The sequence below is a fragment of the Herpetosiphon llansteffanensis genome (genome assembly GCF_003205875.1).
In the GTDB taxonomy this organism is placed as follows: domain Bacteria; phylum Chloroflexota; class Chloroflexia; order Chloroflexales; family Herpetosiphonaceae; genus Herpetosiphon; species Herpetosiphon llansteffanensis.
The window spans coordinates 15,772-37,841 of the sequence record NZ_PUBZ01000078.1 but is presented as its reverse complement, the minus strand read 5'-3'; the positions used below and the strand labels follow the sequence as shown (position 1 = coordinate 37,841).

At 50.6% G+C, this 22,070-nt stretch carries 19 protein-coding genes; 7 read left to right on the top strand and 12 right to left on the bottom strand.

Annotated elements, in window-relative coordinates; translation table 11 throughout:
* Nucleotides 1–625 precede the first annotated feature (625 nt).
* Both C5S61_RS05290 and C5S61_RS05285 read left to right on the top strand, forming a co-directional pair.
* Complete coding sequence (locus tag C5S61_RS05290; RefSeq protein WP_110514041.1) at nucleotides 626–1,585, top strand: endonuclease/exonuclease/phosphatase family protein; 960 nt, start codon at nucleotides 626–628, stop codon at nucleotides 1,583–1,585.
* Between the two features lie 17 nt (nucleotides 1,586–1,602).
* On the top strand, nucleotides 1,603–2,430 hold the full coding sequence (locus tag C5S61_RS05285; protein ID WP_110514040.1) for a hypothetical protein: 828 nt from the start codon (nucleotides 1,603–1,605) through the stop codon (nucleotides 2,428–2,430).
* A 47-nt stretch (nucleotides 2,431–2,477) separates the two neighbouring features.
* Here the strand turns inward: C5S61_RS05285 and hemL are convergent, their stop codons facing one another.
* The 9 genes from hemL to C5S61_RS05240 all read right to left on the bottom strand — a co-directional run bounded on the left by hemL (nucleotide 2,478) and on the right by C5S61_RS05240 (nucleotide 12,539).
* Nucleotides 2,478–3,767, bottom strand: coding sequence for a glutamate-1-semialdehyde 2,1-aminomutase (hemL, locus tag C5S61_RS05280; protein ID WP_110514039.1), 1,290 nt, complete (start codon nucleotides 3,765–3,767; stop codon nucleotides 2,478–2,480).
* A gap of 394 nt (nucleotides 3,768–4,161) precedes the next feature.
* Nucleotides 4,162–5,166 (bottom strand): porphobilinogen synthase, encoded by a 1,005-nt coding sequence (gene hemB, locus C5S61_RS05275; protein ID WP_110514038.1) that lies wholly within the window; start codon nucleotides 5,164–5,166, stop codon nucleotides 4,162–4,164.
* Nucleotides 5,163–5,963, bottom strand: a complete 801-nt coding sequence (locus tag C5S61_RS05270) for a uroporphyrinogen-III synthase (protein WP_110514037.1) — start codon at nucleotides 5,961–5,963, stop codon at nucleotides 5,163–5,165. The genes hemB and C5S61_RS05270 overlap by 4 nt, the downstream gene beginning before the upstream one ends.
* 160 nt (nucleotides 5,964–6,123) lie before the next feature.
* Nucleotides 6,124–7,026 (bottom strand): hydroxymethylbilane synthase, encoded by a 903-nt coding sequence (hemC, locus tag C5S61_RS05265; protein WP_110514036.1) that lies wholly within the window; start codon nucleotides 7,024–7,026, stop codon nucleotides 6,124–6,126.
* Nucleotides 7,027–7,564: 538 nt separating this feature from the next.
* Nucleotides 7,565–8,482: a ferrochelatase gene (gene hemH, locus C5S61_RS05260; RefSeq protein ID WP_110514035.1), complete on the bottom strand. Its 918-nt coding sequence runs from the start codon at nucleotides 8,480–8,482 to the stop codon at nucleotides 7,565–7,567.
* Nucleotides 8,483–8,709: 227 nt separating this feature from the next.
* A complete protein-coding gene (gene hemE, locus C5S61_RS05255) occupies nucleotides 8,710–9,732 on the bottom strand; it encodes a uroporphyrinogen decarboxylase (protein WP_110514034.1) in 1,023 nt (340 codons plus the stop codon).
* A 97-nt stretch (nucleotides 9,733–9,829) separates the two neighbouring features.
* A complete protein-coding gene (locus tag C5S61_RS05250) occupies nucleotides 9,830–10,528 on the bottom strand; it encodes a chlorite dismutase family protein (RefSeq protein ID WP_110514033.1) in 699 nt (232 codons plus the stop codon).
* A 46-nt stretch (nucleotides 10,529–10,574) separates the two neighbouring features.
* Nucleotides 10,575–11,822, bottom strand: coding sequence for a glutamyl-tRNA reductase (hemA, locus tag C5S61_RS05245; protein WP_110514032.1), 1,248 nt, complete (start codon nucleotides 11,820–11,822; stop codon nucleotides 10,575–10,577).
* Nucleotides 11,823–11,915: 93 nt separating this feature from the next.
* Nucleotides 11,916–12,539, bottom strand: coding sequence for a MerR family transcriptional regulator (locus C5S61_RS05240; RefSeq protein ID WP_054534885.1), 624 nt, complete (start codon nucleotides 12,537–12,539; stop codon nucleotides 11,916–11,918).
* A 296-nt stretch (nucleotides 12,540–12,835) separates the two neighbouring features.
* Here C5S61_RS05240 and C5S61_RS05235 point away from each other — a divergent pair, with 296 nt between their 5' ends.
* From C5S61_RS05235 to C5S61_RS05220, 4 genes are all read left to right on the top strand, one after another.
* On the top strand, nucleotides 12,836–14,749 hold the full coding sequence (locus C5S61_RS05235; protein ID WP_110514031.1) for a S8 family peptidase: 1,914 nt from the start codon (nucleotides 12,836–12,838) through the stop codon (nucleotides 14,747–14,749).
* 176 nt (nucleotides 14,750–14,925) lie between these two features.
* Complete coding sequence (locus C5S61_RS05230; protein ID WP_110514030.1) at nucleotides 14,926–16,002, top strand: hypothetical protein; 1,077 nt, start codon at nucleotides 14,926–14,928, stop codon at nucleotides 16,000–16,002.
* A 130-nt stretch (nucleotides 16,003–16,132) separates the two neighbouring features.
* Entirely contained in the window at nucleotides 16,133–17,155 is a 1,023-nt protein-coding gene (locus C5S61_RS05225; RefSeq protein ID WP_240614430.1) for a hypothetical protein, read from the top strand.
* A 374-nt stretch (nucleotides 17,156–17,529) separates the two neighbouring features.
* Nucleotides 17,530–18,855, top strand: a complete 1,326-nt coding sequence (locus C5S61_RS05220; protein WP_110514028.1) for a hydroxymethylglutaryl-CoA reductase, degradative — start codon at nucleotides 17,530–17,532, stop codon at nucleotides 18,853–18,855.
* Nucleotides 18,856–18,920: 65 nt separating this feature from the next.
* Here C5S61_RS05220 and C5S61_RS05215 read toward each other — a convergent pair whose 3' ends face one another.
* The 3 genes from C5S61_RS05215 to C5S61_RS05205 form a co-directional block, all read right to left on the bottom strand.
* Nucleotides 18,921–19,757 (bottom strand): acetyl-CoA carboxylase carboxyltransferase subunit alpha, encoded by an 837-nt coding sequence (locus C5S61_RS05215; protein ID WP_054534890.1) that lies wholly within the window; start codon nucleotides 19,755–19,757, stop codon nucleotides 18,921–18,923.
* A 21-nt stretch (nucleotides 19,758–19,778) separates the two neighbouring features.
* Complete coding sequence (gene accD, locus C5S61_RS05210) at nucleotides 19,779–20,675, bottom strand: acetyl-CoA carboxylase, carboxyltransferase subunit beta (protein WP_110514027.1); 897 nt, start codon at nucleotides 20,673–20,675, stop codon at nucleotides 19,779–19,781.
* A gap of 61 nt (nucleotides 20,676–20,736) precedes the next feature.
* Complete coding sequence (locus C5S61_RS05205) at nucleotides 20,737–21,102, bottom strand: hypothetical protein (protein WP_110514026.1); 366 nt, start codon at nucleotides 21,100–21,102, stop codon at nucleotides 20,737–20,739.
* An 88-nt stretch (nucleotides 21,103–21,190) separates the two neighbouring features.
* Between C5S61_RS05205 and C5S61_RS05200 the strand changes: the two genes are divergently transcribed.
* Nucleotides 21,191–21,982, top strand: coding sequence for an aminoglycoside adenylyltransferase domain-containing protein (locus tag C5S61_RS05200; protein ID WP_110514025.1), 792 nt, complete (start codon nucleotides 21,191–21,193; stop codon nucleotides 21,980–21,982).
* The last annotated feature ends 88 nt before the right edge of the window (nucleotides 21,983–22,070 follow it).

Here is a 22,070-nt window from a genome sequence, read left to right as displayed (position 1 = left end):
ATTGAGTAATGGAATATCAAGTTTTGTAATATTTATAGGATTTATTACAATACTATGCTTGTATCTGTTTTTTCTGCAAAAACGATCATTTATTACGGTTGATGCTGAATATATACACTTTCGATCATTATTGAAGATAGTAACAATCCAATGGCAATGGCTACGATTAGTAACGATTGAATCGTACAATTATCCTGAGCACTCGATACCTCAAGCCGCAAATTATTTGAAATTTAAATTTATTTATAACAACGGTGCAATTATTGAAGCAGGAATCTCTGGGATGCTCTTTCCTCACACGTATTGCATTGCGATTGAGCAAGAGTTGTATCAATATTGCCAACTATACAATATTAAATTACGCAAACAATTGTATAAACATGTTGGAAGGAATCAATTTAGCTTTGCGAGGGAAGAATTTTTAGTCGGTCGCGATGAATAATTGGTCATTTTTGGTTATCAGCGCCTGCTCACGATCGCATTCAATCAATAGTTGCAGCTCAACTCGCTGTGCCTTCATTATGCACGTGTGTGTTTGGCGAATTGGCGCTGGGCGTGCTATGGTTTGGCGTTGATTTGGAATTGCCAAATCTAGTAGCTCAATTTGCAGAGTAAGGGAGACCCAATGATTAAGCGTGGCTTGGTCGCTTTGGCGTGGCTTGGGGTGTTGCCATGTAGTCTGTGGTCGTTATTGCGCTGGACAGCATTGGCAACCACGCCGCAAGGGATGTTGCTGTTAGTTTTTGATGCTTGGGTTTACGCCAGTTTGTTGCCTGTTGCTCTGTTTGCCAGTTTTGCGCGGCGAGGCCGCCTGTTGCTGGTCGTTGGCTTGAATTTACTGGTCGTTTTGGGTGTCTATGGCGGGCGTTGGTGGCCACAATCTACCAATGCAGCTTCGCAAGATTTGCGGATTATGACTTGGAATGTGTATTACGATACCCAAGATATTGGTGGCTTGGCGGCCACAATTCGCCAGCAACAAGCAGATATTGTTGTCTTGCAGGAATATAATTTTCAGCTTGACCCGCAATTGCCCGAAGCTTTGGCCGATTTGTATCCCTATGCGGCGCTTAATCCGCATTCGGGCGCTGGTGGTTTGGCGACGCTGAGCCGTTGGCCAGTGACAGAGTTGGCTCCGGTGGCGCGTGGCGTAGATAGTTGTGGCTGCCAATATTTGGAAATTGCTACGCCAACCGGCCCGACCCGCTTGATCAATACCCATCCGCATATTCCGCTGGCCAGTTTCAAGGGCGTTTACACCAAAACCCAACAAGACCCAACCTTTGATCATTTGCTAAGATTGATTGCTGATCAGAGCCAGCCCTTAATTTTGGCAGGCGATTTGAACACGACTGAGCGCCAGCCCAATTATCTGCGTTTGCGCCAACAGCTTGGCGATGCCTATCAGCAAAAAGGTTGGGGCTTGGGCTACACCTTTCCAAGCAATTATGCTATTCCCAAGGCGGTGCGCTTGGATTATATTATGCCCAACTTGCATTGGGTTTCCTTGCGGGCTTGGACTGGCACTGCCACATTGTCGGATCATGGGTTTGTTGTCGCCGATTTGCAGCGTTCGCGCCAATAGTTTGAGGAGTACAGGATATGAAGATTTATAAATCTTCTGCAATGAAATATGCAATTCCATTTGTGGTTATTTTAGTTGCGGCAACAATTGTCTTGATCAATCAGCGTAGATTTTTTGAGGCCACAATTTGCTTTATCCTTGCATTAATTCCAATTTGCTTTATAGCTTTAACCTACAAATGGCGTTTTGTTGCTGCTGATGATTATATGCAGATTGATTCGATTGTACTTGGAAAAAAGATTAATTGGAATGAGATTATTGCGGTTGAAGATATGAATTATGACAATGGGTTCTATCTCGTGCGCGCAATTAATCAAAATCAAATGTTTGAAATTCCAGTTTCAATGTTGAAACGCCAGCATATTAGCGAAATTGTACACTATATGCAACAGAAAGCTGAACACTATAAGATACCGTTTAATCATAATATCCCATATTTGAAATCACTCTACTATCAGTACAATTCAAATCCAATTGCAAAATTAAGCATGTTTTTCCCACCATTATTACCTAAAACGCGTATATGGATTTTTGGCATAATAGTTCTGATATTTATTGGATTACGAATCCTGCTCAAACAAATTGACCGAACTATTACAGCCAATTTCGAAATCCAGATATTATGGACGATGGCAGGTTTGTTACTTGTCTCAGGCTGGTTACATTTGCTGTTTGCGCAATTTCCGCAAAACTTACGAGCAATTGAGCATAATCAGCGTAAGCAGCACGATCAGATGTTTGTGCCAACAGTCGTATCAGCACAGCCGTATCGTTTGCCATTTGTGCTTGTTTCAGTGGTTTTAGTGGTAGCGATTGCAGGAGTTGCTTGGTATTTGACGCGTTGAGGTAATGCAGCGCCAGCTTAATTATTAAACTGGCGCTGTATATTATTTTAGCTGCGAATGCTGGCAAAGGCTGCTTGGGCAGCGTTAATGGTTTGGGCGACTAGCTCGTCGGTATGCGCAGTTGAGACAAAGGCGGCCTCAAATTGCGATGGCGCAAGATACACACCCTGCTCAAGCATGGCATGGAAGAATTTGCCAAACATAACGGTATCGGCTCGTTTCGCCGATGTAAAATCGTAGACTTCATCGGCGGCGAAGAAGAAGCCCCACATGCTGCCAGCCTTATGGGCTTGGAAAGGAATACCATTTTTGAAGGCAGCCTTCCAGAAGCCTTGGCAGAGTGTCGAGGTTACGCCAGTTAAGCGCTCGAAAACTTCGGGCTTGGCAATTTCGCGCAGGGTCTGGATGCCCGCAACCATCGCCAGCGGGTTGCCCGAAAGCGTGCCTGCTTGATACATGCTGCCTGCTGGTGCGACCTGCTGCATAATTTCGCGTCGCCCGCCATAGGCCGCTGCTGGCAAACCACCACCAACTACCTTGCCCAAACAAGTTAAATCGGGCATGACGTTGAAATAGGCTTGTGCGCCACCATAGGCTACCCGAAAGCCCGTCATCACTTCGTCGAAAATTAATAGCGCGCCATGCTGATCGCAGAGTTGGCGCAAACCTGCAAGGTAACCTTCGCGGGGCAGCACAAAGCCCATATTGCCAGCGACTGGCTCAATCACCAAGGCTGCAACTTGGTCAGCATTGGCTTTGAACAAAGCTTCGACTGCATCAAGATCGTTGAATGGCGCGGTTAAGGTATTGCTGGTGGCGCTTTTCAACACGCCTGGGCTATCGGGCAAGCCAAGCGTGGCCACACCTGAGCCTGCTTGCACCAAAAATGGATCGGCATGGCCATGATAGCAACCCTCAAATTTGATAATTTTTTCGCGTTGGGTGTAGGCACGGGCCAAGCGAATTGCGCTCATCGTGGCCTCGGTGCCCGACGAAACAAAGCGCACCATTTCGACGCTTGGCACGGCGGCAATCACCAACTCGGCCAACTCGCTTTCAAGCTCGGTTGGTGCGCCAAAACTTGTGCCGCGTTGGGCTTGGACACAAATCGCCTCGACCACCGCTGGGTAGGCGTGGCCAAGAATTAACGGCCCCCACGACAAGACATAATCGATATATTGATTGCCATCGATGTCGTAGAGATAGGCTCCTGCGCCACGATCGATAAAGCGTGGCACACCGCCAACGCCGCGAAAAGCCCGCACTGGGCTATTAACTCCGCCTGGTAAAAGTGCTTGGGCGCGTTCAAAAGCCGCGCTGGAAGCATCATTGATCACGTTTTTGTGTCTCCAATAGTATTTGAGATGCCTTTTAACCACGAAGGGAGTAGGCTATGGGCTATGGGCTATAGGCCATTGGATTGTTTGAAATGCTCCAAAATATTTCGCTAGCCAAGAGCCTTCAGCTTATAGCCATGATTTTTAGCCACAGATTCCACAGATTAACTTGATTATATTCTGTTACGCCACAAATTCATTGAATTGCACCAATAAACTCCCGCCTGCCAAAAGCCCATAGCCAAAAGCCATCGTTCCTCTGTGCCTCTGCGTTAAAGAATTGATCCACGAAGAGCACAAAGAGCACGAAGGTTGTGTATCGTATGGCCTGAACCCTGACCCCTCACCCCATTCTGCCTTTTGATTTGTTCTATGCTCTATGTTCTATGTTCTGCTATGCTAGCCACTTCGCTACATCTTTGGCATAGTAGGTGATGATCATGATTGCGCCAGCGCGGCGAATTGCCAACAAGCTTTCGAGCGCCACTCGTTGCTCGTCGATCCAGCCATTGGCGGCGGCAGCTTTGATCATCGCGTATTCGCCGCTAACTTGGTAGGCAGCTAGGGGCAGATTAAATTCCTCGTAGACCGCGCGAATAATATCCAAATAGGCTCCTGCTGGCTTGACCATCAGCCAATCGGCTCCCTCGGCAACATCGAGCGCAACTTCGGCGATGGCCTCGCGTGCATTGGCGGCATCCATTTGGTACGAGCGGCGGTCGCCAAATTGGGGCGTTGATTCTGCTGCTTCGCGGAAGGGGCCGTAAAATGCCGAGGCAAATTTGGCAGCATACGACAGAATAATTGTGTCGTGATAGCCTGCTTGGTCAAGGCCATGGCGAATTGCAGCAATTTGGCCATCCATCATGGCGCTCGGCGCAACCACATCTGCTCCTGCTGCTGCATAGGCAACTGAAGCACGGGCCAATAATTCCAAGGTTGGGTCATTATCAACGGTGATTGTTTCTGGCTCGCCGCTGGTCAAAATGCCACAATGGCCGTGGTCGGTGTATTCGCACATACAGACATCGGCAATCACCACCAAATGCGGCGCTTGCTGCTTGATCGCCCGAATTGCGCTGGGCACAGGGCCGTTCACATCCCACGCTGCGCTCCCTTGGGCATCTTTGTGCAAGGGAATGCCAAACAGCAGCACTGAAGGAATTTGGGCCGCGACCAATTCGTCAATTTCAGCGCCAAGCTGATCGAGCGAAAGTTGAAATTGACCAGGCATCGAGCTAATTGGCTTGCGAATGTTCTGGCCTTCAACAATAAACAAGGGGGCAATTAAGTTATCGACGGTTAATTGAGTTTCGCGCACCATTCGCCGGAGGGTGGCATTGCGCCGTCCACGACGTAAACGCTGCTTGGGGATTGGCCCAGCTTCAAATCTACTCATGCCAGTTCCTTTTCGGCGTTGGCCCACTCAACAAGGGCTTCGACTAAGCCTTGGGTTGAATGTTCCGCTGCCTCAATATCAACATGCAAGCCCAAATCCAGCGCGGTTTGGCTGGTGATTGGGCCGATGCTTGCAATAATCGTTTGGTTCAAAAATTCTTGTGAATTGCGCATGCCTGCCGCATGTAACGCCTCGATGGTGTAGCGCACGGTTGAGCTTGAGGTGAAGGTCACAACATCAACATGCTGTTGGCGCAGCAACTCTGCCAATTCAACCACTTGCGGATCAGGCACCGTTCGATATGCGACCAGCGCCGTAACCTCAGCGCCACGTGCAGTTAATGACTCGCGCAACAATGGGCGGGCAATATCGGCCTGCGGCAAAAAGATGCGTTGACCTGCAACAGCTTGAAATTCGGCCAAAAATTGCTCGGCAACATAGGCATGCGGCACAAAATCGGGCGCATGGCCAAAATCGGTCAAGAGTTTGGCCGTTGCTTTGCCAATTGCCGCAATTTTCAATTGATCTAAGGCGTTGCATGGCAAGCCCAAAACGCCATAGCGCTCGAACACGGCGCGAACTGCGTTGGTGCTGGTGGCAAGCAGCCAATCGAAACGCTCGATTTGGCTTAGCGCCCGATCAAACGCTTGCCAATCGTCTGGTGGCAGGGTTTGAATTGCAGAACAATACAGAACTTCAGCTCCGTTGGCTTCCAAGAGTTGGGCGAACTCGGTCATCTGTTCACGGGCGCGGGTCAATACAATTCGCTTGCCCGCTAAAGGTGTGTGCATCGTCATCGTTGCAATCCACAATCTGTTGCTAGCACGTGGCTATGGGCGGATATTCAATTGGCAGATTAATCAATTGTCGGCCTTGGTAGTATACAAGATTATGGCTTGCATGGCCGAAATTCAAGCGTCATCGGCTATGCCAAAAGCGCTGAAAATCGCAACCGATTTAGAGCAATTCGCGCCCGCCGTTGCCGAGTAATTCTTGGGCAAGGCTGGCTCCAAGCGTTTGGCCTTCGCTGGCAGCGCCAGTTAATTCGCCACGGACTAAGCGGCCATCAAGTGCGCCAATCATGCCGATTAAGTGCAATTGGCCTGCCTGATAGGTAGCAAATGCGCCGACTGCAACTTGGCAACCGCCGCCAATCGTGGCCAAAAAGGCTTTTTCGGCTTCGGCAGTAGCCCGCGATTCAGCGTGATCAAGCACCTTGAGCAACTCAGCCACCCGTTGATCGCCCGCGCGTGCTTCGATGCCCAAAATGCCCTGCGAAACCGCCGGAGTCATTTCGTAGGGATCGAAAAATTGGGTCACACGATCCAATAATCCTAAGCGTTGCAAGCCTGCTGCTGCCAACACAATCGCCTCGTATTGGCCTTCGTCAAGCTTGCGCAGCCGGGTATCAACATTGCCGCGAATATCAAGAATCGTCAGATCTGGGCGTAAGTTGCGCAATTGCGCGGCGCGACGTGGGCTGCTGGTGCCAACCTTGGCTCCGTGGGCTAAATCGATGAGCGTGCGGCCTTCTGCTCCAACCAACACATCGCGCGGGTCGGCGCGTTCTGGGTAGGCAGCAATCGTCATGTCGGGAGCCAAAATAGAGGGCAGATCTTTGGCGCTGTGTACCGCCAAATCGACCTTGCCACTGCGCATGGCATCTTCAATTTCGCTGACAAACAAGCCTTTATCGCCAATCGCCGCCAACGGGCGATCCAAAATCGCATCGCCTTTGGTCGTGATATGTTCAAGCTCAATCGTCAAATGCGGATGCGCTGCCAACAACGCATCGCGCATGGCGTGGGTTTGCACCAAGGCCAATTGGCTTTTGCGGGTTCCAATGGTTAATCTATTCATGCTGTTCATTCTTGCTAGCGTAAGCGACGAATCAAACTTTCCCCTCAACCCAACTTACAAGGGTCGGATGTGAAGATCCCCTCACCCCAACCCCTCTCCCACACGGCGGGCGAGGGGCTTTAATCACGTGGTTCTCTCCTTCGCCTGCGCCACGGGCGAGGGAGCTGCTTGCAAGGGTGGGTTGTGAAGATCCCCTCACCCCAACCCCTCTCCCACGCGGCGGGCGAGGGGCTTTAATCACGTGGTTCTCTCCCAATTCCGTGGTGAACACGGCTGCTCCCCTTCGCCTGCGCCACGGGAGAGGAGGCTGCTTGCAAGGGTGGGTTGTGAAAATCTTCTTGCTCCAACCCCCTGCTTCTCCGCCAATTTCTTGATGAAGTATGGTCGGCTCCCCCTCGCCCGCGTTCAGTGGGAGAGGGAGCTGGGGGATGAGGGAACGCTCCACATCCAACCAACGGTCGGCTCCCCCTCGCCCTTTGTGCTCTTCGCGGTTGCCAGAACCTGACCCCCGACCCCCAACAACCGATCCCCAATAACTTTATTGACCAGTAACGACGGTTTTGAGCAAATCGACAAAGGCGGGATCATCGTTGAGCAACTGAATGCGCTCAAGTTGCAAGCCCAGTTCATTGGCTTTGTGTTTGCCCTCAATATCAATATCGTAGAGAATTTCGAGGTGGTCGCAGACAAAGCCAAACGGCACTTGCAGCACATATTTTTTGCCTTCAGCAGCCAATTCGGCCAAGCTATCGAGCACATCAGGCCCAAGCCATGGCTCGCCAGTTTCGCCTTGGCTTTGGTAGGTAAAGCGCCAATCCTGCAATTCGAGCGTTTCGGCGATGCCTTTGGCGCTGCCCAACAACTCTTCTGGATAGGGATCGCCCCACGCCAAAACGCGTTGCGGCAAGCTATGGGCGCTAAACAGCACTGTCACCTGATCGCGCACTTCTGCAGGAAATAATGCAAGCGCTTCAGTGATGCGGCTGGCAATCAAATTCCGGAATTTTGGCTGTTCCTGCCAGCTGTTGATCATTTGCAATTCGATGTTGGTGTTGAATTCTTCGTTGGCGCGATCGACTTGTTTTTGGTAGCCGCCAATGCTGATTTTGGAATAATGCGGTGCGAGCGCCAGCCCAATCACCTTGCTAATGCCATCAGCATGAATTTGCTTTACTACATCGGGAATCAATGGATGCCAATATTTCATGCCAAAATAGACTTGATATTGGCCAGGAAATTCGGCATCAAGTTGGGCTTGAAGTTGGTCGGTTACCGATTTGGTTAATGTGGTGAGTGGCGTATGGCCACCAACCGCACGATACCGAGCTGAAAGATTTTCGACTTGCTCAGGCGTTGGCATGCGCCCACCACGCACATTGATGTAGTATTGTTCAACTTCATCGATAGCGTTGGGTGTGCCATAGGCCATCAGCAAGACTGCTGTTTTTGCTGACATGGATACCTCTTATCTGTTAATGATCCACGAAGAGCACGAAGCATGTGGCTATAGGCTTTTGGCTATAGGCTGTAGGGTTTTGAATTTTCCAAGCAATCCCCGCTAGCCAAAAGCCCATAGCCATCGTTTCTCTGCGCCTCTGCGTTAAAACTGACCCCTGATCTCTATGTTCTATGTTCTATGCTCTATGTTCTATGCTCTATGTTCTATGCTCTATGCTCTATGTTCTATCTATGTTCGTGAATAAACGCCACCAAACGTTCGAGATTGGCAACCGGCGTTTGCGGATGAATGCCATGGCCAAGGTTGAAAATATGGCCTGGGCGACCGTCGATCCGGCGCAAAATATCGGCTGCTTGTTCGCGCACATATTCCCAAGGCCCGAGCAATACCGCAGGATCAAGATTGCCTTGGATGGCTTTGTCTTCGCCGATTAATTGCCAAGCTTCGTCGATGGGAATCCGCCAATCGGCTCCGAGCACCGAGCCACCATCGTTGCGCATCAAGGGCAACAAATTGGTTGTGTTGGTTCCAAAGTGAATCAACGGAATGCTGGTTTCTGCGCGCAGGGTTTTTAAAATGCGGGCGGTGTAGGGTTGCACGAAGGTTGCATAATCGTGGGGGCTTAAACAACCAACCCAGCTATCGAACAGCTGCAAGGCATCAACCCCAGCCGCAATTTTCACTCGCAAATAGCTAATCGTCAGGTCAGCCAAGCGTTCCATCAGAGCATTCCATACATTGGGGCTGCCATACATCAGGGCTTTGGTATTAAGAAAATTCTTCGAGCCTTTGCCTTCGACCAAATAGGCCGCCAAGGTAAACGGCGCGCCAGCAAAGCCAATCAAGGGAGTTTGGCCCAACTCGGCTTTGAGCAAATGAATCGATTTGCTAATGTAGGGCACGTCTACTTCTGGCTCGATTGGTCGAATGCGGCTGACATCGGCCATGGTGCGAATTGGGTTGGCAACCACAGGGCCAATGCTTTCAACCAAATCAACGCCAACGCCGGTGGCAATCAGTGGGGTCATAATATCGGCAAACATAATTGCTGCATCAACACCCAAGCGGCGAATTGGCTGCAAGGTCACTTCAGCACACAATTCTGGCTGATAGCAAATATCCATAAAGCCATATTGCTCGCGGATGGCGCGATATTCGGGCAGCGCACGGCCTGCCTGTCGCATAAACCAAACTGGGGTCGTATCCACAGCTTCACGGCGACAAGCCCGTAAAAATCGATCTTGCATAGTGATTGTTCTATCCTTTGATGGTTGATAAATCGTTGCGATCAAAAAGCCGAGCCAAAATTGCGCATTGCACGCCAAATCTGGCTCGGCTTACCAACTAAATCATTGCCAACGCTTCACGAATTGGCCGATTGACCCCAGTGATAATTGGCGTGTCGTTGAGCGTATAGCGGCGGGCTTCGGTCGAACGCAGCGCAATCACCAATTCTTCAAAGCGGGGTAAGCTATCGGTTTCGTAGGCCACAATAAATTCATGGTCATCGATGCCGGTAGTGTAGAGCAACACTTGGCGCACATCTGCATACTCGTGGCCAACCCGAATGTGCTCATTCATCATGCCTTGGCGGGCATCGCGACTCATCAAATACCACTCTTTGGTTTTGCTGAAGGGATACACAATCAAATATGGTTCACGATCTTCGAGGTCGATCGCTTGCTCTTGGGTGGTTGGGCGCTTGGTGTAGTTGGAAGTACGGGTAAAGCCATAATAGAGGTTGGTTTGCTCAAAATAGGCTCCGATGCCAGTTTGCAATAAGCGGCTGGTCATCTCTTGCATGGCAACTGGCGAAGTGCCTTTGCGCCATAGCAACAAATCGGAATTGAGCTTAAAGCCAATCGTGCTATACGAATAAGTCACGATTGAAGGATAGGCCTCTTCGACCACTTGGGCAAATTGTTCGCGCAAGTCTTCGCGGGCTGCTGCTGGCAAGCGTCGCCATTCGGGTGCGGCCTTGAAGGTGGTGTATTGAACAAACAATTGGCCTTCGGTTGAATTTGGCAATTTAACGTCTTCCATGGAAGTTTAAATCCTTTATAACTGTGATGGCCCTAACCATCTGAGCTTATGCGATTGCCTCAAAATCGAGGCGAAACAATTGCTGTGCGGCGTGCGCCAACTGTGGGCTGGCAGCAGTATCTTTAATCGCCCGCATCGGCTGATGTAATAATTTATTGATAATTGCGCTGGTTAATGCCGAAACCGCAGCCTGCTCTTGCTCGGAAAGATCCAAGCGCGCCAATGCCCGTTCAAGCTCGGCCAGCCGAATTGCTTCGGCATGGGCGCGTAAGGCGCGAATCGTTGGCAAGACGGCTTGGGTTGACCACCACTCCTGCCATTTGAACAATTCGCGTTCGACGATCGTTTCGGCTCCGGCAACTTCGGCTGCTTTGCTGGCGCGATTACGCTCGCAGATTGCCTGCATATCATCGACATCGTAAAGCCACACATCGGACAGCGCCCCAATATGGCGATCAATATCGCGGGGCACTGCCAAATCGAGCAAAACCCATGGCCGTTGGCGTTGGGCCTGCAAGGCTTGAGCCTGCTCCAAATCAAGCATCAACTCAGGCGATGACGTACAGCTAATCACCACATCGCTTGCTGCTAAGGTTGCCATCAGTTCGCTCATGGGCTTGGCAACAACCTTATGATGCTCGGCCAAACGGGCGGCGCGTTCAAAGGTACGGCTCAGCACTGTGATGTTGCTGGTATGTTCCAAATAATGCTTGAGCGCCAACTCGCCAGTTCGTCCAGCTCCAATAATCACCACCGAACGATTGCTCAGCTCGATGTGTTGGCGGGCTAGGCTAAGGCCAACCGAAACTACTGATAATTGGGCATGGGCCAATTGGGTTTCGGTACGCACCAGTTTACCCGTGGTTAGCGCTGCCTGAATCAAGCGATGCATCGTTGTGCCCAACAGCTCGGTTTGTTGGGCGGCAGTATAGGCAGTTTTGATTTGGCTTAAAATTTGGGCCTCGCCCAGCGCCATTGAATCCAAGCCCGAAGCCACCCGAAACAAGTGGCGCACTGCATCGTCATCGATATAGGTATACAAATGGGGCATCAATTCATCAAGATCGATGAAACGTTGTTGGGCTAAAAATTGACGCAACGAACGCCCGCCATCAGGTTCAGCCACCAAGGCATACAATTCCACCCGATTGCAGGTTGAGAGGATAAAGCCCTCAACGGCAATCTGGCCAAGATTATGCAGAGCTTGAGCTAACTCGGCCTCGGCAAAGGCGATTCGCTCGCGAATTGAAATTGGGGCCGTGCGTTGATGTGCCCCCACAACCACCAGTTGCACAGTAAACTCCCAGTAAAAAGCAAAGCGCTATTTGCATCGAGCGCAAGAATCATGAAGCGCGAAAGTTTGGTCGATGCCAATTGAGGTTTGCACTTACGAGCCTGCTTGTTCAAAACCTTCGATTGTTCCGAGCAACGTTGCATCCATAAACAAATCGAGGCGTGTCCGCAGTTCTACGACGGTTGCCACATCGATTGGACGGGTCGATTGTGGCTTGGCCAACTGGGCAAACGCCCGCCGAAAAAACAGAAAGGCCTCAACCGTATCGTGCATCGAAACCCCCATTTCGCGGGCTTCGCGCCCATAGGTGGCCCCGACCGCCTTGGCTTCAGCCAAAATCCGTTCATCAAGCTCATTGCTGTTGACATATTGCATCAACATCCCAAACAAGCGCTGGCCTAAGCCACGCATGCGCTCGGTGGTTGGGTTGGTGTCAAAGCGGGCATGCCAGCCTTGGCCCATCAACTCGCGCGTATCAAGATGCCAATGGCGGGTTTGGCCCAATTCGGGCACTGGCTGATGATCAGGCTGTTGCTGATTGACCATACGTTCAACTGCTGCCCGCTGAAAGCGCCGATGGCCGCCAAGCGTGCGTTTGGTTGGCACTAAACCAGCATCGCCCCAACGGCGAACCGTTGAAGGCGCAACCCCCAGCAAATCGCTGGCCTCGCTCAGTGAGATCCATTCTGGATCGATGTCGATGCTTAATTCTGTCATGAATCTATAAATTCTACCAAATCTACCATTGAAAATCTATCACTGGTATTGTATCTAAAAGCTGCTTGAGTGTCTAGTTGACAAAACACACAATTAACGACACATCACAATTGCTAACAATTGCTGCAACCTTCGGCGCAGTAGCGCGTAAGGCTCTCAGCAATTGGGATGAGAGGAGTACTAGTAGGGGCTATAAATTTGGCATATTGTCGATTTGATAGGCCTGCTGGTATAATAGACCCTTGTAGAGGAGAACCGACTCTCCCCACTTTTAACTGAAATGAGTGAGGCACCGTATGCAACGAACCGTTCGCATGGGGTTGCTGTTGCTGTTGGCGTTTGGATTCATGCCATTGATTCAACGCCCAGCTCAAGCAGCATCCTTCGATGATCAGATTATTGCCGATGAAATTCTGGTAACGTTTAATAATGGCTATCGCGTCAGTGCGAATGGTGCATTCTTTGAAGGTTCGAAGGCTTTGGAAAATGGCCTAGGCATTGGCCCATTGTTGGCAGCTAACCAACTTGATGGCGTTGGCCAAGTTGCCATGCTAAAACTGCCTGCTGGCAGCAATGGCGATGCCAAAATCGCCCAATTGCTCAAAAATCCAGCTGTGCGCTATGCTGAATACAACGCAGTGCGCAAAACGCTCGTCGATCCCAACGATGAATATTATTCAGAACAATGGGGCTTACCCAAAATTGGAGCCAATGGTGCCTGGGATATGACCCAAGGCAATGGCTTGGTAATCGCAATTATTGATACTGGCGTTTCGGTAACCCACCCCGACTTGGCTGGGCACGTTCTGCCTGGTTATAACGCCTTAGAAAATAATGCCAATAGTCATGATGATGAAGGCCACGGGACTGCCATGGCCGGGATTGCTGCCGCCGTTAGTAATAACGGCCAAGGCGTGGCTGGGCTCTGCTGGAACTGTCAAATCTTGCCAGTTAAAGTGCTCAACAGCGATGGCGAAGGTACAGCTGCCGACATTATTGAAGGCATGTATTGGGCTGCTGATAATGGGGCGCGGATCATTAGTATGAGTTTGGGTGGCCCACGCGCCGTTCAAGCAGAACAAGATGCTGTGAATTATATTTATAGCAAAAATATTCCGCTGTTTGCCTCAGCTGGCAATTCAGGCAACAAAGGTAATCCAACGATCTATCCTGCGGCCTTCGACCATGTGATTGCGGTTGGTGCCACCAATATCCAAGATAAAGTTGCAAGTTTCTCCTCTTATGGCGATTATGTTGATATTGCCGCTCCAGGCGTAAATATTGCGAGTACTGCCTTGGATCGTGATGGCTATGAAATTGGCAGCGGTACATCGCCTGCTTGTCCGTTTGTAGCTGGTACGGCTGCGCTTGCATTAAGCGTTTGGCCTGAATTGACTGTTGATCAAATTGAAAAATTGATTACTGGCAGTGCGGTTGATATTGTGACTCCTGGTAAGGATGTGTATAGCGGTTATGGGCGGCTTGATGCCTATAAGACTGTGCAAAACGCTGTGTTGCGCACCATTCCTGGTGAACCACAACCACAGCCACCAACCCCGCCAGCTCCGCAACCACCAACTCCAGAGCCACAACCAGGTAATCCTGCGTTTGTGCCTGTTGGTGCGCCACCATTGCCAGCTCCGGTTGGCGAAGTATACTTTCCTGAAACCGGCCACAATTTGCGCGGTGAGTTCAAAAACTATTGGGATCGCAACGGCGGTTTGGCTGTATTCGGCTACCCAATCAGCGAAGAATTTATCGAACAAACGCCTGAAGGCTCGTTTACCGTGCAATATTTCGAGCGCCAACGCTTTGAGTTTCACCCAGAAAAAGCTGCCCCATACAACGTATTGTTGGGTCGCTTAGGTGATTCAGTCTTGCGCGATCGCGGCGATGATTGGTTTACTTTCCCCAAAGGTCAACCAGAATCTGGCTGTCTCTACTTTGAGCAAACTCAACACAAAGTTTGTGGCGAGTTCCGCAAATATTGGGAAAACAATGGGCTGAATGATCCTGCCTTGAGCAAATATGATCGCAGCTTGCAATTGTTTGGCTTGCCATTATCCGAGCCAACCACCGAAACCAACCGCGATGGCGCAACCGTCACCACCCAGTGGTTTGAACGCGGGCGCTTCGAATATCACGAAGGTAGCGGTGTGCTGCTTGGGTTGTTGGCCAAAGAATATGCCAACAATCGTAATTGGCGCTAAAGTAGCTTATAATGGCTGAAGCCAGCAGATCTCTTGGGCTGGCTTCAGCATCTCATACATGGGAAACGCCGCTCGATTCGGTTGTGAGAGAACAACCGCCGATGGCATACAACTTGATGAAGAGTTGCGTTAAGTAGGTTTTAGGCTGCCGAGAGCAGCAATTATTGGAGGACTTTGTGGTTTTACGTCGGATTTTAGGAATCGTGACTGCAGCCCTTGCAGTGGTTACCCTCTCTGTTCAACCTCGCTCAACCACCGCTGCCGAACCAATCAAGCTTGATACCCAATGCTTTGATGTACCCGGCATCACTAACTGTCTCAACGATAAATTCTTGACCTATTGGAATGGCAATGGTGGCTTGCCAGTATTTGGCTATCCAATCACTGCCGCTGCCAACGAAGTTAATGCCGACACTCAGCAAAGCTATCTGACCCAATGGCTCGAACGCAACCGCTTTGAGTTGCACCCAGAAAATGCTGGCACGCCCTACGAAGTTTTGTTGGGTTTGTTGGGCAAGGAACGGCTTGCCCAATTGAATCGCCAAGTCGAGCCACGCGAAGCTGGCCCAGTTGACGGTTGTTTGTGGTTTGAGCAAACTGGCCACAACGTCTGTAATCAAGCAGGCGACTTGGGCTTCAAGAGCTACTGGCAATCGCATGGCTTGAAGATCGATGGCTTGGATACCTACGCTCGTTCGTTGCAATTGTTTGGCTTGCCCTTGACTAGCGCCCAAACCGAAACCAATGCCAACGGCGATACCGTGGTAACCCAATGGTTCGAGCGCGCTCGCCTTGAATGGCACCCAAGCAACCCAGACGAGTTCAAGGTGCTTTTGGGCTTGTTGGGCAAAGAAATCATTGATGGCCGCAGCCAACCAATTCCAAGCCCAACCCCAGCGCCAATTCCAAGCCCAACCCCAACTCCAGCGCCAAGCCCAACCCCAACTGATCCTTGTGCCAGCACGCCTGAGCCAATTTCAGCCCGAATCAGCCCAGCCAAATGTGGCCCTGCTGGAACTGTCTTCAGCTTCGATTTGTATGGTTTCCAAGCAAATGAAGATGTTGGCTTCTGGTTTACTGATCCAGATGGGATTAACGTTGGAACAGCAGACACCACGAATATTGGACCACAAGGTGCAATTAGTGGACTTCAATTCAACACCCGCGGTCTCTACCCTGGGACATGGCAATTTACCATGCAAGGTGTATCGAGTGGTCATGCTTCAGTCGTTTACTTTACGATTACTCAATAAGTTTATTTGATTGAACTGCCTAGTTGGTTTAGAATCCCAGCTGATTGCTTGTAGCAATCGGCTGGGATTTTGTTATGATGAGGCAATCCCATTGGTTTAGATGCTGTTCGCAGCATGTTTGGAGGAATTCGTGAGCGTAATCCGTCGCATGTTTGGTTTGGCAACTGCAACTCTCGCAGTCGCAGCCTTGGCTGTTCAGCCACGCCCAACCGCCGCCGCCGAACCAATCGTCCTTGAAACCCAATGTTTCGATGTGCCTGGCATTACCGAATGTTTGGCCGATGATTTCTTGGCCTATTGGAAGAACAATGGTGGTTTGCCAGTGTTCGGCTATCCCATCACTGAAGCAGCTGATGAATATAATGTTGATAGCGACGCTGATTATTGGACCCAATGGCTCGAACGCAATCGCTTTGAGTTGCACCCAGAAAATGCTGGCACGCCCTACGAAGTCTTGTTGGGCTTGTTGGGCAAAGAACGGCTGGCGCAACTTGGCCGCGACGCTGAGCCACGCGAAGCTGGCGCAGTTGATGGATGTTTGTGGTTTGAAGAAACTGGCCACAACGTCTGTAATCAAGCAGGCGAATTGGGCTTCAAGAGCTACTGGCAATCGCATGGCTTGAAGATCGATGGCTTGGATACTTACGCTCGTTCGTTGCAATTGTTTGGCTTGCCCTTGACCAGCGCCCAAACCGAAACCAACGCCAACGGCGATACCGTGGTAACCCAATGGTTTGAGCGCGCTCGCCTCGAATGGCACCCAAGCAACCCAGACGAGTTCAAGGTACTTTTGGGCTTGCTCGGCAAAGAAATCATTGATGAATGGTCGCAGCCAGTGCCACCAGAACAACAATGTGAGAACACGCCTGATCCACGATCAGCCAATATTCGGCCTAGCAAATGTGTTCAAGCTGGCACGGTCTTATTCTTTGATTTTTATGGGTTCCAACCAAACGAAGAAGTTATTTTGTGGATTACTGATCCAGCAGGCGAAACCTATAAGTTTGATGAAGGTAATACGATTGGCGCAAACGGCTCGCTCGAAAACGCCGAGTGGGTCACCGATGGCTCAGACACTGGATTGTGGTTGATCTCGTTGGAAGGCAAAACCAGCAAGCATATTGCTGATGTCTTTTTCACAGTTCTGCCATAATCTGACTTACTAGCCTCAAAAAGCTCCACAGCGTTCAGTAGCTGTGGAGCTTTTTTTATTATCCTGCGTAGTACTAAGGTAGGCTAGTATTCGAGGCTCGTTGCTGCTAGGCTATCGGCCATGGTTTCGCATAATTGGTGCTTACTCAAGCACGCCTCAGCCCATTTTGCCACTTGAGTGCTATCAATCCTTCCCGCTTTGAGATACCATCCTTCGGCCTGTAATCTGCGTAGAACTGCTAGCGGTAGCTAAATCGACAGCGGAATGAGAGGTTTTGACAGCTTTTTGACTAGGTTTGCCATGCGTCACATGCTACACTTCAGCCGTCTACACCATGCTGACCCAATTTTTGGCGACAGAGGAGCTTCGTTCTGATGAAAGCAAAAAATAGCCGTTTACAAGGATTTTACCAACTTTCGCCGCTTGATCGTTTGCAAGCCGTAGGGGCTTTTGATGGCTTGAACAACGATGATTTGCGGGCGCTGCATGGCGCTGGCAGCTTAACGATTGAACGCGCCGATAAGATGATTGAAAATGTGGTTGGGACGTATAGCTTGCCTTTGGGCATTGCAACCAACTTTCAAATTAATGGCAAAGATACTTTGGTTCCCATGGTTGTCGAAGAACCATCAATTGTCGCTGGCGCTTCATTTGCGGCCAAACTCGCTCGCGAAGGCGGCGGTTTTACGACCAGCAGCACCGAATCATTGATGATTGGCCAGATTCAATTAGTCCATATTGCCGATCATGCTGCCGCTAGCGAACTTATTTTGCAGCATAAGGCCGATTTGCTGGCGATTGCCAATCGTCAAAGCACCTCGTTGGTTGGCTTAGGTGGTGGGGCCAAGGATGTTGAAGTCAACTCGTTCCCTGCTAGCCCAATGGGGCCAATGTTGGTTGTGCACCTGATTGTCGATTGTTTGGATGCAATGGGCGCTAACGCCATTAATGCGATGGCCGAAGCTGTTGCGCCGCGCTTAGAAGCATTAACTGGCGGTCGCGCTTATTTGCGAATTCTCTCCAACTTGAGCGATCGTCGTTTGGCAACTGCGCGCTGTGTGATTCCAGCCCGCGCCTTGGATCGCTCGGATCTGCGTGGCGAAGATGTGATCGAAGGGATTTTGTGGGCTTATGCCTTCGCTGCCGTTGATCCCTATCGCGCAACAACTCACAACAAAGGCATTTTGAATGGCATCGACCCAGTGTTGTTGGCAACTGGCCAAGACTGGCGGGCAATCGAGTCGGGAGCGCATGCCTATGCCGCCCGCGATGGCCGCTATACCTCGTTGACCACGTGGGAACAAGATGCTGAAGGTAATTTGGTTGGCACTTTGACCATGCCGTTGGCAGTTGGGATTGTCGGGGGCGCAGTTAAGGTGCATCCAACAGCAGCGGCTGCCTTGAAGTTGTTGAATGTTAGCTCTGCTCGCGAATTGGCTGAGGTCTGTGTTTGTGCTGGTTTGGCTTCAAACTTGGCTGCAATGCGGGCTTTGGCAACCGAAGGCATTCAACGCGGGCATATGAGTTTGCACGCTCGCCAGATTGCCATGAGTGCTGGTGCGCCACCAGCCTTGGTCGAGGAAGTGGCCGAGCGTCTGATTGCTGAACGCTGCATCAAGCCAGCGCGGGCAGCAGAAATTGTGCGCGAAATGCACGAAACCTATGCCTTGCAACGCATCGAGGTCGGCGTTACCTGCTAAACCCAACTAGCTCCTTAAGCCAAAAAAGGCCAGCACCTCGTAGACAAGGTGCTGGCCAGACTTTTTTAAGCCTCGACAATTTCGGTTTGGGCTTGGCGGAAGCGCCCGATTGCCCGATACTTGGCATAGCGTTGGTCGAGCAATTGATCGAGCGTGAGTGCGCTGAGCGTGCTAATTTGCTCGCGCAATGCATTGCCAACTGCATGCACAATCGCTGGCACATCCATATGCGCGCCGCCCTCTGGCTCAGGAATAATCAGATCGGCAATTCCAAAGCTGTGCAAATCTTGGGCGGTGATTTTCATGGCTTTGGCTGCTTCCGAGGCTTTGCTCGAATCGCGCCAGAGAATTGCCGCGCTGGCTTCTGGCGAGGCGACCGAATACACAGCATGCTCAAGCATCAACAAACGGTCGGCAACCCCGATAGCCAATGCGCCCCCAGAGCCACCTTCGCCGATGACCGTCGCAATAATTGGCACTGGCAAATCGGCCATGACCAACAAATTACGGGCGATGGCTTCTGCTTGGCCGCGCTCTTCGGCGGCCATGCTTGGGTGCGCGCCAGCAGTATCAATCAGGGTCAAGATGGGCATGTTGAATTTTTTGGCATGCTCCATAACCCGCAAGGCTTTGCGATAGCCCTCTGGATGCGGCGAGCCGAAGTTGCGGCGCACGTTTTCTTTGGTATCGCTGCCCTTTTGATGGCCGATGATCGCGACGCTGCGACCATCAATTTTGCTAATACCACAGACCAGCGCTTGATCGTCGCCATGATGGCGATCGCCACGGAGTTCAAAAAAATCTTCACACAGCACCCGAATATAATCAAGTGTGCGTGGGCGTTGGGGATTACGGGCAATTTGCACCTTATCCCAAGGCAATAATTCAGTTAACGTTGTCACGTTTTGACCTCTGCGTGGGGCTTATTGGTGGCCCGCTACGACATGTTCGCGATGATCAGCCGATGATGTGGTTCGTTCATACAAGCGCAGCAAGCGCCCGATGGTGGCCCGCATGTCCGAGCGTGGCACAACTGCATCGATCATGCCATGTTCAAGGAAAAATTCTGCGGTTTGGAAGTGCGGTGGCAATTTCTGGCGAATGGTTTGTTCGATGACCCGTCGCCCAGCAAAGCCAATATTCGCTCCTGGCTCGGCCAAAATAATATCGGCAACCGAGGCATACGAGGCCGAAACCCCGCCGTAGCATGGGTCGACTAACAACGAGATATGGGGTTGGCGTACCCGCGCCAAACGAGTGAGCGCCACCGAAACTTTGGCCATTTGCATTAACGCAAAAATGCCTTCGTGCATGCGTGCCCCGCCCGAGGCATTGATCGTCAAGACTGGCACACCGCGATCGGCGGCACGTTCAACGGTGCGGGCAACTTTTTCGCCGAAGACGCTGCCCATCGAACCGCCCATGAAATCGAAGTTACAGGCTGCGATTTCAAAGGGCAAGCCTTCAAGGCTGGCGCTACCGCTCATCACCACATCGTTGGTGCCGGTGCGTTCGCTGGTAGCAGCCAATTTGGCTTCGTAGTTATCTTTGGGGCTAACAAAGCCCAAAATATCGATGCCTTGCAAATCTGCATCATGCTCAACGAACGAATCAGCATCGGCCAAAATTTCGATCCATTCGCGTGAGCTAATCCGCGAGTGATAGCCACATTTTGGACAAACTTTTAATGCATCATTGAATTGTTTTTGATAAGTCAATTCGCCACAATTGGCGCATTTGGTCCAGACATTATCTGGTATCTGTTGCTCACGCCGCGAAGACGTGAAGGGTAACGGCGCACGCCGAAAAAAATCTTTCAAATCATGAACCTCCACGGTCATTGTTGAGCCGTATTGGGATTATAGCATAGCACGCAGTGCGTCATAGCCGGATATTTTTGCAGCGTTTCAGTTTTTGCCAAGGCAGCATAAAAACGAACAATGTTAACCCAAAAGCGCCTAGCGGTCGATAGATTAACCAGATTGCTAGCACAAGCTTGTGCTCCCAGCCAACAAGCTGATTAACCGCAATCGAGCCTTGATTGGCAAAAAAGCAGCTTTCGGGGCTATAGCGGCTGGCGGGGCTATACCAGCTGACACCAAGGTTATTGGCTTGGGCATGCACCTCGCAAATTCGCTCAAAATAGAAGTGTTGGATAAGCAAGGCAGGAATCAGCAACAACATAATAAATACACTACAAAATCCAATCAGCAATATGATGATCCGTTTATTGGAATGCTGCTTCATAAATGCTCCTTGATCGGGCTTGTTGCCGATGTGCGCTTGCCCGTTGTGCGTCACTATTGCTACGTTCTAGCGTTGAAAGGAGACTCCAATGCAGCCTAACCGCATTAATCACCCTGAACTTGAAGCTGTTTTGGCGGGCTTAGTTGAAAAGTTACAAAAGATCCTTGGCGATCAGCTGCTGGCGATCTATCTGAGCGGCTCGATTGCGCTTGGCGACTGGGACGATGCCAGTGATGTTGATTTTATGGTTGTGCTTAAAGACGAGCTTGATCTAGCCCAACTTCCCGCATTACAAGCGCTGCATGCCGCAATTTACGCCTTGCCCTCGCCGTGGGCACAACATCTCGAAGGCTCGTATATTTCTCAAGCGTTGGTTCGCGGTGCTGATCCCAACAAAACCCCGCTTTGGTATTTGGATAATGGCAGTTCGCAATTAATTCTATCGACTCACGATAACGAATTGGTGATGCGCTGGACAGTGCGCGAACATGGCATTCCGCTATTTGGGCCTGAACCAACCAGCCTGATTGATCCGATTGATCCAGCTGAGCTGCGCCAAGAAATTCGTAATACAATGCACGATTGGGCTGGCGAGATGCAGGTTGGAATGTATCAAATTACCAATCAATGGGCGCAAGCATTTACCGTGATCAGTTATTGTCGGATGCTTCAGAGCTTGGCAACCGACCGCATTCACTCAAAACGGGCTGGCGTTGCATGGGCGCTAGCGAATCTTGCGCCGCAATGGCATCCTTTAATTGAAGCAGCATGGGCCAATCGGCCAAATCCAAGCCTCAAATACCGCACCGCTGCTGACCCAGCCTTGGTTGCTGAAACTTTGGAATTTGTGCGTGATTGTTTGCAACGTGCACCACGCTAGCGAAATCTGTCCATGCAGAAACTTTACTTAATTTAACATAATTGTTAACAATTCAATCGCAATTGATTAAAGCAAGCACCCTAGGCTA

Bases quoted from the DNA above. Each gene is read 5' to 3' on its own strand.
- C5S61_RS05290 (WP_110514041.1), top strand. From the start codon at position 626: ATGATTAAGCGTGGCTTGGTCGCTTTGGCGTGGCTTGGGGTGTTGCCA.
- C5S61_RS05285 (WP_110514040.1), top strand. From the start codon at position 1,603: ATGAAGATTTATAAATCTTCTGCAATGAAATATGCAATTCCATTTGTG.
- hemB (WP_110514038.1), bottom strand. From the start codon at position 5,166: ATGAGTAGATTTGAAGCTGGGCCAATCCCCAAGCAGCGTTTACGTCGT.
- C5S61_RS05270 (WP_110514037.1), bottom strand. From the start codon at position 5,963: ATGACGATGCACACACCTTTAGCGGGCAAGCGAATTGTATTGACCCGC.
- hemC (WP_110514036.1), bottom strand. From the start codon at position 7,026: ATGAATAGATTAACCATTGGAACCCGCAAAAGCCAATTGGCCTTGGTG.
- hemH (WP_110514035.1), bottom strand. From the start codon at position 8,482: ATGTCAGCAAAAACAGCAGTCTTGCTGATGGCCTATGGCACACCCAAC.
- hemE (WP_110514034.1), bottom strand. From the start codon at position 9,732: ATGCAAGATCGATTTTTACGGGCTTGTCGCCGTGAAGCTGTGGATACG.
- C5S61_RS05250 (WP_110514033.1), bottom strand. From the start codon at position 10,528: ATGGAAGACGTTAAATTGCCAAATTCAACCGAAGGCCAATTGTTTGTT.
- C5S61_RS05240 (WP_054534885.1), bottom strand. From the start codon at position 12,539: ATGACAGAATTAAGCATCGACATCGATCCAGAATGGATCTCACTGAGC.
- C5S61_RS05235 (WP_110514031.1), top strand. From the start codon at position 12,836: ATGCAACGAACCGTTCGCATGGGGTTGCTGTTGCTGTTGGCGTTTGGA.
- C5S61_RS05220 (WP_110514028.1), top strand. From the start codon at position 17,530: ATGAAAGCAAAAAATAGCCGTTTACAAGGATTTTACCAACTTTCGCCG.
- C5S61_RS05205 (WP_110514026.1), bottom strand. From the start codon at position 21,102: ATGAAGCAGCATTCCAATAAACGGATCATCATATTGCTGATTGGATTT.
- C5S61_RS05200 (WP_110514025.1), top strand. From the start codon at position 21,191: ATGCAGCCTAACCGCATTAATCACCCTGAACTTGAAGCTGTTTTGGCG.